Source organism: Janthinobacterium sp. 1L-D-8-B-C4, from assembly GCF_057291295.1.
Genome location: NZ_JBXAVX010000005.1, coordinates 283,668 through 298,763, shown reverse-complemented (window position 1 = coordinate 298,763; position 15,096 = coordinate 283,668). Strand labels below are relative to the sequence as shown.

At 60.7% G+C, this 15,096-nt stretch carries 16 protein-coding genes and 1 tRNA gene; 7 read left to right on the top strand and 10 right to left on the bottom strand.

The features are described from left to right. Nucleotides 1–7: 7 nt before the first annotated feature. The 3 genes from pcaD to AC0Z42_RS11835 all read left to right on the top strand — a co-directional run bounded on the left by pcaD (nucleotide 8) and on the right by AC0Z42_RS11835 (nucleotide 3,862). A complete protein-coding gene (gene pcaD, locus AC0Z42_RS11845) occupies nucleotides 8–790 on the top strand; it encodes a 3-oxoadipate enol-lactonase (RefSeq protein ID WP_485468415.1) in 783 nt (260 codons plus the stop codon). Between the two features lie 105 nt (nucleotides 791–895). After that, complete coding sequence (locus AC0Z42_RS11840) at nucleotides 896–2,284, top strand: sodium:solute symporter family protein (protein WP_485468414.1); 1,389 nt, start codon at nucleotides 896–898, stop codon at nucleotides 2,282–2,284. 180 nt (nucleotides 2,285–2,464) lie between these two features. Next, the gene (locus AC0Z42_RS11835; protein WP_485468413.1) at nucleotides 2,465–3,862 is read left to right on the top strand and encodes a GntP family permease; all 1,398 of its coding nucleotides are present in this window, start codon (nucleotides 2,465–2,467) and stop codon (nucleotides 3,860–3,862) included. Nucleotides 3,863–3,905: 43 nt separating this feature from the next. On the opposite strand, the gene AC0Z42_RS11830 is transcribed toward AC0Z42_RS11835, so the two are convergent. Next, the gene (locus AC0Z42_RS11830) at nucleotides 3,906–4,469 is read right to left on the bottom strand and encodes a hypothetical protein (RefSeq protein WP_485468412.1); all 564 of its coding nucleotides are present in this window, start codon (nucleotides 4,467–4,469) and stop codon (nucleotides 3,906–3,908) included. A gap of 101 nt (nucleotides 4,470–4,570) precedes the next feature. On the opposite strand from AC0Z42_RS11830, the gene AC0Z42_RS11825 reads away from it, so the two are divergent. The 4 genes from AC0Z42_RS11825 to AC0Z42_RS11810 all read left to right on the top strand — a co-directional run bounded on the left by AC0Z42_RS11825 (nucleotide 4,571) and on the right by AC0Z42_RS11810 (nucleotide 7,553). Next, nucleotides 4,571–5,458, top strand: coding sequence for a LysR family transcriptional regulator (locus AC0Z42_RS11825; protein WP_485468411.1), 888 nt, complete (start codon nucleotides 4,571–4,573; stop codon nucleotides 5,456–5,458). Between the two features lie 111 nt (nucleotides 5,459–5,569). After that, nucleotides 5,570–6,001, top strand: a complete 432-nt coding sequence (locus tag AC0Z42_RS11820; RefSeq protein WP_485468410.1) for a (R)-mandelonitrile lyase — start codon at nucleotides 5,570–5,572, stop codon at nucleotides 5,999–6,001. 47 nt (nucleotides 6,002–6,048) lie between these two features. Beyond that, complete coding sequence (locus AC0Z42_RS11815; RefSeq protein WP_485468409.1) at nucleotides 6,049–6,657, top strand: TetR/AcrR family transcriptional regulator; 609 nt, start codon at nucleotides 6,049–6,051, stop codon at nucleotides 6,655–6,657. A 98-nt stretch (nucleotides 6,658–6,755) separates the two neighbouring features. Then, a complete protein-coding gene (locus AC0Z42_RS11810) occupies nucleotides 6,756–7,553 on the top strand; it encodes an SDR family NAD(P)-dependent oxidoreductase (protein ID WP_485468408.1) in 798 nt (265 codons plus the stop codon). Between the two features lie 5 nt (nucleotides 7,554–7,558). Here the strand turns inward: AC0Z42_RS11810 and AC0Z42_RS11805 are convergent, their stop codons facing one another. The 9 genes from AC0Z42_RS11805 to AC0Z42_RS11765 form a co-directional block, all read right to left on the bottom strand. After that, nucleotides 7,559–7,963 (bottom strand): DUF4431 domain-containing protein, encoded by a 405-nt coding sequence (locus AC0Z42_RS11805; protein ID WP_485468407.1) that lies wholly within the window; start codon nucleotides 7,961–7,963, stop codon nucleotides 7,559–7,561. 277 nt (nucleotides 7,964–8,240) lie between these two features. After that, nucleotides 8,241–8,654: a hypothetical protein gene (locus AC0Z42_RS11800; protein ID WP_485468406.1), complete on the bottom strand. Its 414-nt coding sequence runs from the start codon at nucleotides 8,652–8,654 to the stop codon at nucleotides 8,241–8,243. A gap of 76 nt (nucleotides 8,655–8,730) precedes the next feature. Next, a complete protein-coding gene (locus AC0Z42_RS11795; protein WP_485468405.1) occupies nucleotides 8,731–9,267 on the bottom strand; it encodes a hypothetical protein in 537 nt (178 codons plus the stop codon). 387 nt (nucleotides 9,268–9,654) lie between these two features. Next, nucleotides 9,655–10,575 (bottom strand): fatty acid desaturase family protein, encoded by a 921-nt coding sequence (locus AC0Z42_RS11790; protein ID WP_485468404.1) that lies wholly within the window; start codon nucleotides 10,573–10,575, stop codon nucleotides 9,655–9,657. 10 nt (nucleotides 10,576–10,585) lie between these two features. Continuing rightward, on the bottom strand, nucleotides 10,586–11,704 hold the full coding sequence (locus AC0Z42_RS11785; protein ID WP_485468403.1) for a glycosyltransferase family protein: 1,119 nt from the start codon (nucleotides 11,702–11,704) through the stop codon (nucleotides 10,586–10,588). Continuing rightward, on the bottom strand, nucleotides 11,701–12,369 hold the full coding sequence (locus AC0Z42_RS11780) for a hypothetical protein (protein ID WP_485468402.1): 669 nt from the start codon (nucleotides 12,367–12,369) through the stop codon (nucleotides 11,701–11,703). Before AC0Z42_RS11780 ends, AC0Z42_RS11785 begins: the two co-directional genes overlap by 4 nt. Before the next feature lie 46 nt (nucleotides 12,370–12,415). After that, nucleotides 12,416–13,408 carry a hypothetical protein gene (locus AC0Z42_RS11775; protein ID WP_485468401.1) on the bottom strand — a complete coding sequence of 331 codons (993 nt, stop codon included), beginning with the start codon at nucleotides 13,406–13,408 and terminating at the stop codon, nucleotides 12,416–12,418. Between the two features lie 17 nt (nucleotides 13,409–13,425). Further along, nucleotides 13,426–14,460: a glycosyltransferase family 2 protein gene (locus AC0Z42_RS11770; RefSeq protein ID WP_485468400.1), complete on the bottom strand. Its 1,035-nt coding sequence runs from the start codon at nucleotides 14,458–14,460 to the stop codon at nucleotides 13,426–13,428. Between the two features lie 521 nt (nucleotides 14,461–14,981). Beyond that, nucleotides 14,982–15,058, bottom strand: a tRNA-Pro gene (locus AC0Z42_RS11765). Nucleotides 15,059–15,096 lie beyond the last annotated feature (38 nt).

The window sequence follows — 15,096 nt, the reverse complement described above, 5'->3', positions numbered from 1 at the left end:
AGAATCCATGCAGCAGCCTTTGATCATCGGCGGAACTTCCCTGTATTACCGCACGGATGGAAACCGTACACGGCCTTGCCTGGTGCTGTGCAATTCGCTGGGCACGGACCTTTCAATGTGGGACGCGCAGGCCGAGGCGCTGGCCAAGGACTTTTTTGTGGTGCGCCACGATACGCGCGGCCATGGGCAGTCCGGCAGCGGCGAGGCGCCGTTCGGTATCGACCGGCTGGGGCGTGACGTGATCGCACTGCTGGAACATCTGCAGATCGAACGCGCGGCCTTCTGCGGCATCTCGATGGGTGGGCTGGTGGGGCAATGGCTGGCCATTCATCATCCGCAGCGCCTGACAAAGCTGGTGCTGGCCAATACGGCGGCGCGCATCGGCAGCGGCGAAGCATGGCAGGCGAGGGCGGCGCTGGTACGCCGCGATGGCACGGACGCGGTGGCCGACGGCGCGGCCGCGCGCTGGTTTACGCCAGCGTTCATCGAACGTGAAACGTCCACCGTGGCAGCCATGGTCGCTACCTTGCGGGCCCAGCATGCGCAAGGCTACGCGGCCTGCTGCGAAGCACTGGCGCAGGCCGACCTGCGCAGCGCGGTAGCGGCCATCACGGTGCCGACATTGGTCATCGCCGGCGAGCACGACCCCGTCACCACGCTCGACGACGCCCGCTGGCTGCAGCAGCAGATCGCCGGCGCCAGCCTGGCGACCGTTGCCGCGTCGCATATCTCGAACGTCGAGCAGCCGCAGCAGTTTACCGCGCTGCTGCACGCATTTTTGTCGCAGTAAATCGCATTGCCCCCGAGCACCGAAGGCGACTGGTCCGCCATCGGCGGGGGAGGCTTTTTTTAACGTTCTTAAAATAATAATAAAGCAGCACACTGGAGCAGAAACATGGAAAACAGACTGATCATCATCGGTGCGGTCGTGGTGGCGTATTTCGCCCTCATGAGCTACATCACTTACAGCGTGCGCAAGCATGCCAACAGCAGCGAAGGCATGACCGCCGGCGGGCGCAATTATCCCGCCTACCTGATCGGCGCACTGCTGCTGTCGGAATTTATCGGCAGCTCGGTCAGCATCGGCACCGCCCAGAAGGGCTACGAGCTGGGTATTTCGGCAGCGTGGAATCTGGTGGCGCTGGCGCTGGGATTCCTGCTGCTGGCGATCGTGCTGGTCAAAAAATACAAGGAAAGCGGGCAATCGACGATTTCCGGCATTTTGGCGCAGACTTATGGCGAGCCGGTGCGCTACGCCGCGTCGATACTGACCATCGTGGCGCTGGGCATCGTTGCCGTCGCGCTGTATGCCAGCGGCGGCGCCGTGCTGGCGGCAGTGCTGCACATCAACAAGACCGTGGCGATCCTGCTGGTCGGTGCCATCACCGTCATCTATGTCAGCCTGGGCGGCATGCGTTCCGTCGTGTACACCAACTTCGCTCACTCCATCGTCAAATACCTGGGCGTGATCCTGGCGCTGGCGTATGCACTGGAAGCGACCGGCGGCATCGGCCAGCTGCAGGCGCAGTTGCCGGCGGCCATGTTCAACTGGACCGCGATCGGCTGGGGCCAGATCGTCGCATGGATGATCGGTGGCATCGGCTCCATCTTCGCCACGCAATATGTGATCCAGGCGCTGGTCAGCACCGACAATCCGGCCGTCGCCAAGCGCGCCTGCTATTACGTGTCGTCGCTGATGATTCCGTTCGGCCTGATGGCCGCGCTGATCGGCATGTGCAGCTCGGTGCTGTATCCGGGCATGAAGTCGATCGACGCTTTCCCGACCCTGATCGCCCACATGCCGGCCTTTTCGGCAAGTGTGATGATCGTCGGCCTGGCCGGCGCGCTGTTCGGCGGCATCTCGGCCACCACGCTGGCGTCTGCCACGCTGGCGATGAAGGATTTTTATGACCCATGGTTCAACAAGGCAAAAACCGATGCGAAGTCGCTGATGTTCCTGCGCATCGCCATCGTGGTGGCGGGCCTGCTGCCGCTGGTGCTGGCGCTGTATGCGGAAAAACTGCTGATGATCGCCTTCCTCGGCAAGGCCCTGCGCGCCACCCTGGCCGTGCTGGTGCTGATGGCGTTTTATGCACCGAAGTTTGGCACCGCGCGCGGCGCCCTGTACGGCGTGATCCTGTCGGTGCTCGCTACCATAGGCTGGTTCCTGGCCGGCAATCCGTATGGCGTCGACAGTTCCTACCTGGCGCTGGCCGGCCCGCTACTGACGATGGGCATCAGTCATCTGTTCAAGCCGTCAACGTACAAGGAAGTGCGGCCGTAACGCGCAGTTCCGGCGTTCACGCACGCAGGCAAGACGCATCAGGCGCGCAAAACCTGGCGTCCAGCGTGAAAAAAAGTGGCAAGCGCGCATAAATTGACATTGCCGATAGGAAATTGATTCATATCGTGATATTTTTGGCATGCTTATGCATCAATCACTTCCTCCAAAGGTCCGACCGACATGTCTTTTCTGATCGTACTTGCCGCCCTGGCCTTCCTGATGCTGGCCGCCTATCGCGGCTACAGCGTGATCCTGTTTGCCCCCGTGGCTGCCCTGGGCGCCGTGTTGCTGACCGATGCGTCGGCGGTGGCGCCCGTGTTCAGCGGCATCTTCATGGAAAAGATGGTGGGTTTCATCAAGCTGTATTTTCCCGTCTTTCTGCTGGGGGCGGTGTTCGGCAAGCTGATCGAAATGTCCGGCTTTTCGCAGTCCATCGTGGTGGCGGCGATCCGCTATATCGGCCGCTCGCGCGCCAATGCCGTGATCGTGGCTGTCTGTGGCGCGCTGACCTATGGCGGCGTGTCGCTGTTCGTGGTGGTGTTTGCGGTGTACCCGTTCGCCGCAGAGCTGTACCGCCAGAGCAATATCCCCAAGCGCCTGATGCCGGGCGCCATCGCGCTGGGCGCATTTAGCTTCACCATGGATACCTTGCCCGGCACGCCGCAGATCCAGAACATCATCCCCACCACCTTCTTCCACACCACCGGCTGGGCCGCACCGTGGCTGGGCACCATCGGCGCCGTGCTCACGGTAGCCGCCGGCCTGGCCTACCTGGAATGGCGGCGCCGCTCGGTGATGGCCAGTGGCGAAGGCTATGGCACCGATACCCAGCCGGTGGTCTCGGCCGACCCGGCCAGCCTGCCGTCGCCGCTGCTGTCGGTCGCGCCACTGGTGCTGGTCGGCGTGGCGAACTTCTTGCTGAGCCACTGGATCCCGCTCTGGTATGGCAGCAGCCACGTCATCACCAGCAGCGAACTGCCGGGCCTGCATGCGCCGGTGACCACCTCGATCAATGCGGTGGTCGGCATCTGGGCAGTGGAGGGCGCCTTGCTGCTGGGTATCTTGCTGGTCTGCGCCACCGCCTTCAAACGCACCAAGGACGGCTTTGCCGAAGGCACCAAGGGCGCGGTCGGCGGCGCGTTGCTGGCGGCCATGAATACCGCTTCCGAATATGGCTTCGGCGGCGTGATCGCCGCGCTGCCCGGCTTTATCGTGGTGCGCGACGCCCTGCGCAGCGTACCCGACCCGCTGGTCAACGCGGCCGTCTCGGTCACCACCCTGGCCGGCATTACCGGTTCCGCCTCGGGCGGCATGAGCATCGCCCTGGCCGCCATGTCCGACAGCTTTATCGCCGCCGCCCAGCAGGCCCATATCCCGCTCGAAGTGATGCACCGCGTGGTGGCGATGGCCAGCGGCGGCATGGACACCCTGCCGCACAACGGCGCCGTGATCACCCTGCTGGCCGTGACGGGGCTGACGCACCGGCAGTCGTATCGCGATATTTTTGGCATTACCGTCATCAAGACGGCGATCGTGTTTGTGGTGATTGCGACGTATTATCTGACCGGGCTGGTGTAAGTGGGGAATGAGTGAACGGCAAGGATGGATTTGGTAGCACTGCTTACCATCCCAGGCCTCTCATCGCTTTTTGCAACCGTATCAAGAAAATCCAGAATAAGACCCCCATAATGAGTGTCGCGATGAACACAAGCCCGCATTGCTCGCCGACCGTAAGCCTGCGCGATTTGTACAGCTTGAACGATGCCCAGAAAAAGAAACTAAGTGCGAGGAGCGCAAGCGGAAGTTTCAGCGGCCTGTCATTGAACTTGGGCAAAGAAATACCTGTGAATATCACCAACATATCAGTCGGTCGATCAATAAAAAGCACGAAAAAAGCCATTACGGGCAGAAACCCGATGAGTAGCCCCAGAAAATAGAATTTGATGCCGTGACCTGCTGGGTGATTGAACATGGTCCTGATGCCTTCCCGGAGGATTGTTTGCCCAATCATGTGATCGACGTAGCCCGTCGAAAAGAGCGGTGCGTGATGTCGATTGTGGCCTTCTTGCAGGCTGAACCCATTACAACCGGCGAAGGGTATCGTTTCAAGCCGCCGCGTCAAGGTTCGATTCATTTCCTGTTGCGCCGTCTTGATGTTCACCGCAGTGAGCGTGTCAATTGCCACGCTCGCTCGTTGCGCGCTATATTCCGTCACGCCGAAGTCGCGTGTCTTTATCGATCCGATGCAGGGCAGCGTCGCAACGCAATCAAGGGGCCGTCACCGTCATGGATAAAATCGATTTCAACTACCTGCAGGCGTTTGTGATGGTCGCGCGCGAGCGCAGTTTTACGCGCGCCGCGCTGCAGCTGGGGGTGTCGCAATCGGCGCTCAGCCACACCATCCGCCGGCTCAAAACGCAGTTGAAAGTACGGCTGCTGTCGCGCAGCACGCGCGGCGTGTCGCCGACCGAGGCGGGCGAGCGCCTGTTTGCGTCGATCGAGTCGCACTACGAGGGCATTGCGGCCAGCGTCACGCGCCTGACGGAAACGCGTGAAAAGCCGGCCGGCACGATACGCATCACGACCCACGACCATGCCGCCAGCACGGTCGTGTGGCCGAAGATTTCGCCGCTGCTGGCGCGCTATCCCGACCTCAAGCTGGAGCTCAATATCGAGTACGGCCTGATCGATATCGTGGCGCAGCGCTATGACGCCGGCGTGCGCCTGGGCGACCAGGTGGCGCAGGACATGATTGCCGTGCGCATCTCGGAAGACTTGCGCATGGTGGTGGTCGGCTCGCCGGCTTACCTGGCGCAGTGCACGGCGCCACGCGTGCCGCACGACCTGGCTGCGCACCGCTGCATCAATCTGCGCCTGCCGACCTATGACAATCTGTCGTCCTGGGAATTCATCAAGGAGGGCCAGCGGCTGGACGTGCGCGTCGATGGCCAGTGCATTTTCAATACCACGCCGCAAAAAGTGCAGGCTGCGCTGGAAGGCCATGGCCTGGCCTACGTGCCGGAAGACCTGGTGGCCGCGCATGTCGAAGCAGGGCGTTTGCTGCCGGTCTTGCAGGACTGGAGCCCGACCTTTCCCGGCTACCATCTGTACTATTCAAGCCGCCGGCAACCGTCGTTGGCGTTCACGGTGGTGCTGGACGCGCTGCGCGTGTAAGGCCAGCATTCATGACGGCAGCTCATGTCGTTATTGATTCATGCACGGGTATGCTCATGAGCGCGGCGCGCCTATAGTGCCTGCATCACTCACCACGTTCAAGGAATCGCCATGCAACTCAAACGAGTCGGCTCGCAACCGTCAAGCAAAGGACCCGAGCAGTTTTTCACCGGCACCGTGCGCATCGACATGCTCAACGCCGCCCCCGCGCCGTCGCGCGTTTCTGTGGCCAGCGTCACCTTCGAGCCGGGCGCGCGCTCGGCCTGGCATACGCATCCGCTGGGCCAGACCCTGATCGTCACGTCGGGCTGCGGCTGGACCCAGTGCGAAGGCGAAGCCAAGGTGGAAATCCGCGCCGGCGACGTGATCTGGTGCCCGCCCGGCCACAAGCACTGGCACGGCGCCACGGCTACCACAGCCATGACGCATATGGCGATCCAGGAAGCGCTCGATGGTGTCAACGTGGTGTGGCTGGAGAAAGTCAGCGATGACGACTATGCGAGCCCGGTCATCGAATGGCAGGCGCACGCTCACCCTGCATAGCTCGCTGCGGATGCTGGCGTCGCGTGCAGCCATCATAAAAATGATATATGATGGTTGTCATGCAGAATAAATCATCAAAACGTCCCGCTGCCAGCCGCAAGGAAGCCACTCACGAACGCATCGTCGAAGTGGCTTCGCGCGCGATTCGCCGCAGCGGCTACGATGGCACCGGCGTGGCCGACATCATGAAAGAAGCGGGCCTGACACACGGCGGCTTCTACGCGCACTTTGCCTCGCGTGACGCCTTGCTGACCGAGGCGGGCGACCGCGCCGGTGCCGAGTCGGTAGCGCTCGCCTCGCGCGTGGCTGCTGCCGCGCCGCCGGGGCAGTCGGTGCGCGCCATTATGGAAGCGTATCTGTCGCCCCAGCATATCGCCGCGATTGAAACGGGTTGCCCGGTATCGGCGCTGGCCTGCGAGATGCCGCGCCAGGCGCCCGAAGTACGCCAAGCTGCGACCTTGCATATCAAGGAAATGATCGACCTGCTGGCGCGCCAGATGCCCGACTGGGGCGATGCACGCGCCCACGAAGAGGCAATGGCCCTGCTGTGTGCGCTGATCGGCACCACCATGCTGGCGCGGGCGGTGGATGACCCAAAACTGTCAGCCGCCTTGTGCGCCGCGACCATGAAACAATTTTCGCCAAGTGCCGAGTGATGCATGCCGGCGCTTTTTTTTTGCACAGGAATATGACGATCATCATATTCAATAACCCGGCGGCGCCTTCGCGCCGTTCAACCACCAAGGAAGCAACCATGTCCCACACTACACGCAATATCGCTGTCATTACCGGCGCCTCGTCTGGCATCGGCGCCATTTACGCCGACCGACTTGCCCAGCGCGGCCATGACCTGGTACTGGTTGCCCGCCGCGCCGACCGCCTGCAAGCGCTGGCAGACACCATTGCCGCCGCACATGGCGTGCAAGTGCGTACGCTGGTCGCCGACCTGGCCACCGAAGCCGGGCAGGACAGCGTGGTGCAATTGCTGGCCAGCGACCCGGCAATCAGCGTGCTGGTCAATAACGCTGGAACTGCACGCCTGATGCCGTTTGCCGCCAGCACCGGGCAGGACCTGGCGTCGCAGCTGGCGCTGAACATCACGGCCTTGAGCCGCCTCACGCACGCGGTCTTGCCTGGCTTTAAAGAGCGCAAGCAGGGCACCATCATCAATATCGCTTCGGTGCTGGGACTGCATACCTTGCCGATCAGCGCCGTCTACAGCGGCACCAAGTCCTTCGTGGTGGCCTTTACGCGCGGCCTGGAGCAGGAACTGGAAGGCACCGGCGTGAAGGTCCAGGCGGTATTGCCAGCTGCTACCGCCACCGAGCTGTGGGATGGGTCCGGCGTGCCACTGGCGGCGCTGGCGCCCGAGACCGTGATGGCGGCCGATGCCATGGTCGACGCAGCCCTGTTCGGCCTCGACAAGGGTGAAAGCCTGACCTTGCCATCGGTGGCTGATGCAGCGTTGATTGAACGCCATGAGCAGGCGCGCGTGGCCCTGTTTGCCGCTTCGCAAACTGGCAAGGTCGCGCCGCGATTGCAGCGGGTCTGAGGCCACTACTGCGCTACCCGCAGCAATACGTCGGCGTGATGATGGCCGGTAAAACTTGAAAACATCTGGCCGCGCAACTGGACTTGCTGGCCCAGTTGCGGTCTTAATGTGGCGTACTGTACCGGCGTCAGCACTAGTTGAATTTCACGCACGCCCTTGTGCGGCTCACGCTCCGGGCCGCCATCGCCCTGAGTGCAGATAGTCTGCTTGAGCGTAAGGTAAAAGCCGGTTTCAGCTTCGTCGCCGTCGGCGATGCTTTCGAAGTTCGGGCGGCCGGGAAACGTTGCCCGATGCAGGGTGCCGTTCAAAGCGACGACCTCGGGTTCATATTTCAGGCAGTCGGCGGCATTGGCTGCCGAGCAAAACAGACTGAAAAACAGCAGCTTCGACAGCGTCAGGCGGATGGTCATGACAGGGTTCCAGTAAGGGCTGGGCTCATGTTAGCGGGGATTTAGTAGCGAGCAAAGTGATTTGATGAACCTTGCTTAACTGCAATGTATAAGAATGGTATGCGGGCGGTCAACGTAATGTCGCGCAGCACATTTATATAATGCTGGGGCCAGCCTCAAGCAATAATGATACCGCTACAGATCAAAAAAAGGCTGATTACTGCATTATCGTCGACGAAGGAAAGGAGAATTGTTCATGACCGCCACGAGCAAGCTGTCACCGTCTCGGCTTAGGCCATCACCAGCCTATTTTTTTAAGTGCTTCACCTAGCTGATGCATGAATATCGAAAACCGTATCACAGCAATAAGTGTTGCGATCACGACCAGTAAGCACTGATCACCTGGTGTGATTCTGTTCGATTTGTGCAGTTTGAACGTTGCCCAAAGAAATACAGCTAGAGTGAGGGATGCAAGCGGGGCCTTCATGAATCTGTCATCTAACGCGGCTATGGAGATGTCAGAAAATACCTGCACAACTGTTTCTGGCGTATCAAAGGCGAGCAGGGAAATCGTTAAAATCGGCAGAAAACCGACGAATAGCCCGAGCAAGTATGTCGTCTTGTTATTTCTAATTCGTCCGAGTAAAAGACTCAGCATGGCCATATATCGGCCCCCGTCGTGGCGGGTCTGGACGCAGCCATGATTTTCCATGATTGTAGGGGCTGCAGCAACAGTTGTGGCAGCGGGTTCTGCGCTGGGAATGCGCCTGCCATTTCATCGGTCAAGGTCATTTTATATCGTGTATATTACGCTTGTGCATTGTTGTTAATGCATTTTCCGAGTCCTTCATATATCGACCCCAGCTATCTGCACATGGAGCTAACCATCCGGTTAGTTTTTCGTCGTCAAATTTTCCTGCGCTCAGGTTGATGTACCGGGCACCTACGTCAACATCTGGAATGAACTGAATACCTAATACCGCCTCGATCTCCTTGACCAGACTTGGGAAGCCTTCCACATTTGCCAGTTCGGGCCATTTCAACAACCTATGAAATTTGATCTGTTGTGCTTCAATTTGCACGTCAATCTCCGCTCGCCATTGCACGTGATACTCGCTATCGTGGCGAAACAAGTTGACGACCCATAGCCCCCAGGACGGGATCCTGAGCGATAGCTTTACGTCACTTGGCTGAAGTCTTTTCCGCTGATAGAACCAGTAGCTCATCGGAACAGTACTAATAGTGAACTCAAGGGCCCAATCGTCAGAAGATGGCTTCATTCCTAGCGACGCTACGAAACAAATTGCAATTTCGGCTGCTTCCATGAGTTAGCTCGCTTTGAATATACGGTTATGTTTCGTTGAAATGTCGGAGCCGAATCTTTTTGTGAGCATTGCGCCGATATCAAAGGAATCAGACATGGGAGCCTAATTAAAATAAGACACAGAATAAGGTAGTAATTTCTGGCTAGAAATACCGGCCTAACCACTTGAATTTAAGGATAATTCTGGTCTGGGTGAGAGGATTTGAACCTCCGGCTTCTGCGTCCCGAATAATGAGTACGGCTTATAAGTTGAAAAGCAAAGACGTCAGATGCGCCGACATGGTCGGGTCGCGGCAATCTCACGTGGCGCGCCTCCATCGTCAGGATATCCCTGATTGAATCAACAGTTAGCTCAGCAATTGATCGTGTACGAACGCAAAGCATGCGGTCAGTGTTCAGCCGTTTTCTTGAGTTGGCTGACGTCTCTCAGCACCTGTCCGTACGATCGATACAAGTTGGCCGCCGGCAGGCGGCCTTGTTGCGCCATTAGTGCATGCACCTGCTGCAGGCGATAGAAGGGGACGCGTGGATATTCATGATGTTCGATATGGTAATGGATTCGATGTGGTCCGACAAAAAAAGTTTGCCAACTGCGCCGTACGACGGTACGCGCACTGAATCGCTGATCTTCCGACGCCCTGTAGCCGGCATGCTCGGTGATCGCGCGTATGCGACCGAACAGCGGTAGCAAGGTCAGCGCTGGCAATATCCAAAGCCCGAAATACAGCGCTGCATGTCCCGCCGCCGCGAGCAGGCCGATCATCACGCCCTGGACCGCAATGATGCTGGCGATGGCGTAGAACCCCTTGCTGTGGCCGGCAGCCTTGTGCGGATTGCGGCCACGCTGCCTGGTGCGCAACAGATTGCGCACGCTGAGGAAGTAACCAATGCCGGTGGCATCTTTGAACAAACGCCACACCAATTCCCTGCGCGTCACAGGGTAGTCGCCGATGCCGAATATGGTGGCGACCGGATCGTCTGCCGCCATCGGCGCGCGGTGATGCTGCAAGTGCCCGTTGCAATAGAAGTCCATCATCAGCAGCAGTGGCGCTGCCGCGAACAGTTGGCCTGCTATGTCGTTCAGTCTCCGATGCGACAGCAGGGTGCCGTGAGCGCTTTCATGCATCAGCACGGCTAGCGCGAGCTGGGTGCGGGCGATCAGGATCGCGCTCAGCAGGAACACCAGCGGATAGGGAAAGCGCATAGCCGCGACGAAGCAGGCAGCAATCAGCGCCCAGTCAAGTGCGACGGCGAGTAGTGCGCGCGGATTGCTGATCGTTGTGAGATGCGCCGGTAAAGGGGGCCTCATGATAGATACCTCATCTTTGGACAGACCGCGCGGCCAGCTCGTACAGCACTGCTACCCAGCTCTGCAGGCGTGCGCTGGCTACTGCGCGGCCGTCGGGCGCAGGCAAGGCAGGGGCGCTTTGTAGCAGATCGGCGCACGCGCTGCACAGATCTTGGGCGAACGTTGCCGCGTCGCCGCGCCAGACGACGATGCGATGTGCCAGCCCCAGCGCCGCCGCGCGTGCTGCGTTGATTTTCTGCTCCGGCTGCTCGGTTAGCACTAGCACGATGGGTCGACCGTAGACCAGCGCCACCGACAACGCCGCCATGCCGGGTGCCGAGACGATCAGGTTGCTGGCGGCAGCTTGCCACACCCAGTCGGTGTCCTGCGCTTTCCATCGCGCGCGTCCGGCATAGCCCTCGCCGACCAGCGTTGCGTGCATGCCGGCGAGGCCCAAGCCGGTTTCGACGCCATCGGCCAGGCAGGGGTCGCGGAAATGGGGATTGAGGTAGACAGCTGCGCGCGCCTGCGCGCGCGGCACTGCGGCGTCAAACAGTGCGGCCACAACGACCGGAGTCGGCAGGCGGAATGTGGCGCCGTCGCAAGTCGCCTCGTAGCTGAAGTCGTGCTCAATGCGCGCCAAGCTGGCGTTGATTTGCCATCCGACGATGCGATGGAACAGGCGTGACAGGATAGCTGGCAGTCGCCCGGAAAAATTGTTTTGGACCGCCTGCCGCAAGCTGGCGCCATAGACGTGTACCACCTTGCCCCGCCATGCCGGCATGCAGCCCATGAACAGCAATGCCGGATGAAAGGAGTCGTTGATGATCAAGTCCGCGCTGCGCAGAGCGACGCGTAGTTGCATGATGTCACGGTACATCCGCGATGGTCGGAACAGATAGTTGGCGATATTTGTGTCGGTTTCTGCGGGCAGCATATTTTGCCGGGTATCGAACTGGACTGCGTAGTGGTGCGACAGCACGTGGGCAGTGATGCCGAAGCCGGCCAGGAAAGCGACCCCTTCGTCCGATGTGGTCAGTACATCGACATCGGCGCCGTATTCGCGCAACGCATGCGTGAGCAGTTGTGCGCGCATCAGGTGGCCGCGGGCGTCGGCCGTTGCCAGATAGGTCACCTTGATGGTGTTCATGGACGTGCGGGCCACAGCCGCAACGCGGCGCCGGCCAGATACATGATGAGTGCGCCGGATACACCCCAGGCACGGTCGATGGCGCGAATCTCATCGAGCAGCGATGCCAGGCTCCTGTGTTCGGACGGCAGCACCAGACGCGCCAGCGTATGCTGGCACAAGCGAACGTGGCGGTCTTCATCGCTCAGCACGCCAACCAACAGGGGATATAGCGGATGAACCGCCCCAATCAGCGCGCAATGTCGCCGCAGAACGCGGGTGAACGTCTGTTCTGCGCACAAGCCGATAGCGAACGCCGGGATGAGGTTGCCTGCGGAAAAGCTGGTGCCGTAGCGATGCGCGAGTGTGCGCCATTGCGCGATCTTGCGCAGGGTGAGCGCATCGGGCCGCGCGGACAAAGGCCTCGGCGCTATCCCGCCCCGCGCCGTTAGCGCAGCCGCAAACAGCGAAGCATGACGCCGTTCGTCCGCCAAGTGCTTTTCCATTTGTCGCGCCAGCCAGGCCGGAGGCTGGCCCAGCAGGTCAGACTGCAGCGCTATTTCGCTGGCCTCCTCGCCGATCAGGTAGATACGCAACAGCAGCCGTTCACCGGCCACGCTGGCATGCAGTTGGCGCAGGGCAGCGCGCTTGATGCCGTCGACGCAGCGCGCCTGAATGGCCGGCAAGCCGCGTAGCGGCGGCGCTGTCAAGCGAGCCGGCAGCGGCCATCCATTAGCGTGCAAGCGCATCGCCCGCCGCCAGCTGATTGCCCAGCACGAGCCCGATAAAGCTTTGCTGCAGGAAAGCCGCCGCCGCATCGCCGGCCCCGGCAAAAGCCTGTTGCCGGTCGCCGTAACGCAGGTAGCCCTGGCCGTGCACGGCGCCGATGGTCAGCTTGTCGCGCGCAGCGAAGCCACGCTTCATCAGCGGCTTGAGCAGCGGCTGGTCGCTCAAGCCGTACAGGAACAGTTCGCGCTGGACCACGTGGTCGGGGATTTTGCCGGTCAGCGCTTCCAGCTCGAATGACCAAGTGCCGTGTGCCAGCAGGCCGCCGGCGTTGCCGGCGCTTGGCGGATCGCTGTGCAGCCGTGCGCGCATCACCGGCTTGGCTACCTTGCCTGCACCGAGCGCGATGGTGATGTCAGGATCGCCTGTGTTCGCGCCGCGGTTGTCACGTACCTGCACCAGGTGGCTGGACAGACGCGCGGCCAGGGCGGGATCTGACACCAGCTTTGTGGCTTGCTCGAACGATACCAGCACATGTCGTCCACTTGCTGCCGGCACGTCCACCAGATAGGGGTCGATGCGTACCGCGCTGAACGCTCCCTTGACCGGTGCATGCACATGGCTGCTGACTGACCAGCCGTCTCCGGATTTGCTCAGTATCAGATGGACGCTGACCGGTACTCGGCGGCCCGTTCCGTCCAGTGCCGATCCCTGCAACAGAACGTCGCCGACGATGGTCTTTTTGTCATAGCTGCGGGCGTTGTTGAAGTGGATCTGGTGCAAGTTGGTGTCGACTGCTGCCGTGGTGTCCTGGTCGTCGAGGCCGATGCGGTTGCACATCTCGACGCGCATGCTCACCTCGGGTAGTGGGCAGCCGCTGGTTGATGCAAAATAGTGAACGCCACGCCCCTCCAGGTTAGTGGCGCGGGCGCTACCGCTCAGTGCCAGCGCGCTCAGGGCTACCCATTGCAAAGTGGTGTAGGTACGGTACAGGGTCATGGTAGGGTTTCCCGCGGTTAGCGTTCATGGTAGGACAGCGATTGTGCGTCGGCGCCCTCGGCGGCAGCGCTGCGGATACCCAGGCCCCGGCACAGTGCGCCAAGCATGTCCAGCCCGGAAAAAATCCCGATCAGGGCGACGGCCGACACCCAGCGCACGCCGCGCACCGGCGCTGCATCCTGATGGTTGAGTGCGTGCAGGCTGTACCATAGCCGCGCCGTCAGCACGCAGAGCGGTCCGACAGGGCCGCTATGACCCAGCCATTGCATGGACCTTGGCAGATAGGTGCGCACCAGGTGGGGCGTCAGGCCGACCGTGTCCTGTCCGCGTAGCCAGCGTAATTTGAGCAGCTCGAAGCGGGTATCTGGTAGTTTGTGCTCGGTGTGCGCCCGCGCCGCGTAGTGCAGAGCCACGCCCGCGGCTTGGAGGCGCAGGCCCAGCACCTGACAGTGCGCGCGGAATACGCCGTCGAGTGGTTGATAGCGGTGCTGCGCGAACACCTCGCGCAAGAACACCACGTTGTTGGCATAGAAGTTGCGGGTCGCGCGAGCTTGCAGCCGGCTGGGGAAGTACATGAAGTCAATCGTGGTCAGGGCGGTGCCTGCCACAGTGGCGGCGTAGCTGGTGCGGCCGGCCACCACTGCCGGTGGCGCTGCGTCCGTCAGCGGCGCTATCAGCTGTTCAAGCCAGTCTTGTTCAGGCTTGCAGTCGGCATCTGCGAAGCAGACGTAGTCGCAGTGGTCGGCATGGACGGCGTCGAAACCGTCGTTCTTGGCCTGGTAGTAGCCGGTGCTGGCATTGATCCGCACGAAGTCGATGCTGCGGCCTGCCAGGCGCTCCGCGCTTGTGCGAATGCGCTCGCACAAACCGTCGTGCGTGACGACCACTTGTGCGAGTGCGCTCAATGTTACGCTCTGTTGCGCCAGCAGGCCGATCACATGCAGCAGGCTGGCGCCGGCCGCATCCAGGCCGGCGCCGCCGCGCAGGTTATTCGTTTCCAATACCAGAGCGGTACGCGCGGCGACGTATTCATGCGGCATATTGATTTCCATTGCCCAAACAAGACGAGGGCCGTTAGTTGGTCAAATCGGCGTACCTTTGCGCGGCCAGCCCCTCAACTCTACCCTGATGAGGCTGCTAACCAGGCCAAGCTGCAGGCGTACGGATTGTCTATGCCGAGATGCTATTTTGCTTTGCCAATTCCGAACCCATCTTGTTTTTGGACAATATCACCATTAGTTTTCCCCGGGGCATTTATGGGATCAGCTTACTGCCGTCATGCTGGCGAACGGCGGGCCACGGTGAGTCATGGCACACCTGTCCTCACGGCTGTATTTTGGTTCGCGCAGGCTGATGCGATCTTATTGACTGGCAATATTTGCCTCTGCGCTATCAGCCGGATTTTTATTCCTGGCGCAGTGGTTGATGGCGTCGCGGGTGTCTGCCACGCGGGTGAGCAGATACTAGAAGTGGAAACACCGAACAGCTATGCTCATTTGCCACTAACGGGCCAAAAATGACAAAGCCCGGTAGCTGTGGCTTTTCTAAGTTCTTGATTTGAAAAAAAGAAATCTGGTCGGGGTGAGAGGATTCGAACCTCCGGCCTCTGCGTCCCGAACGCAGCGCTCTACCAGGCTGAGCCACACCCCGTCACCTGCTTTGCTCATTACAGCAGGTGACGGGCGCTG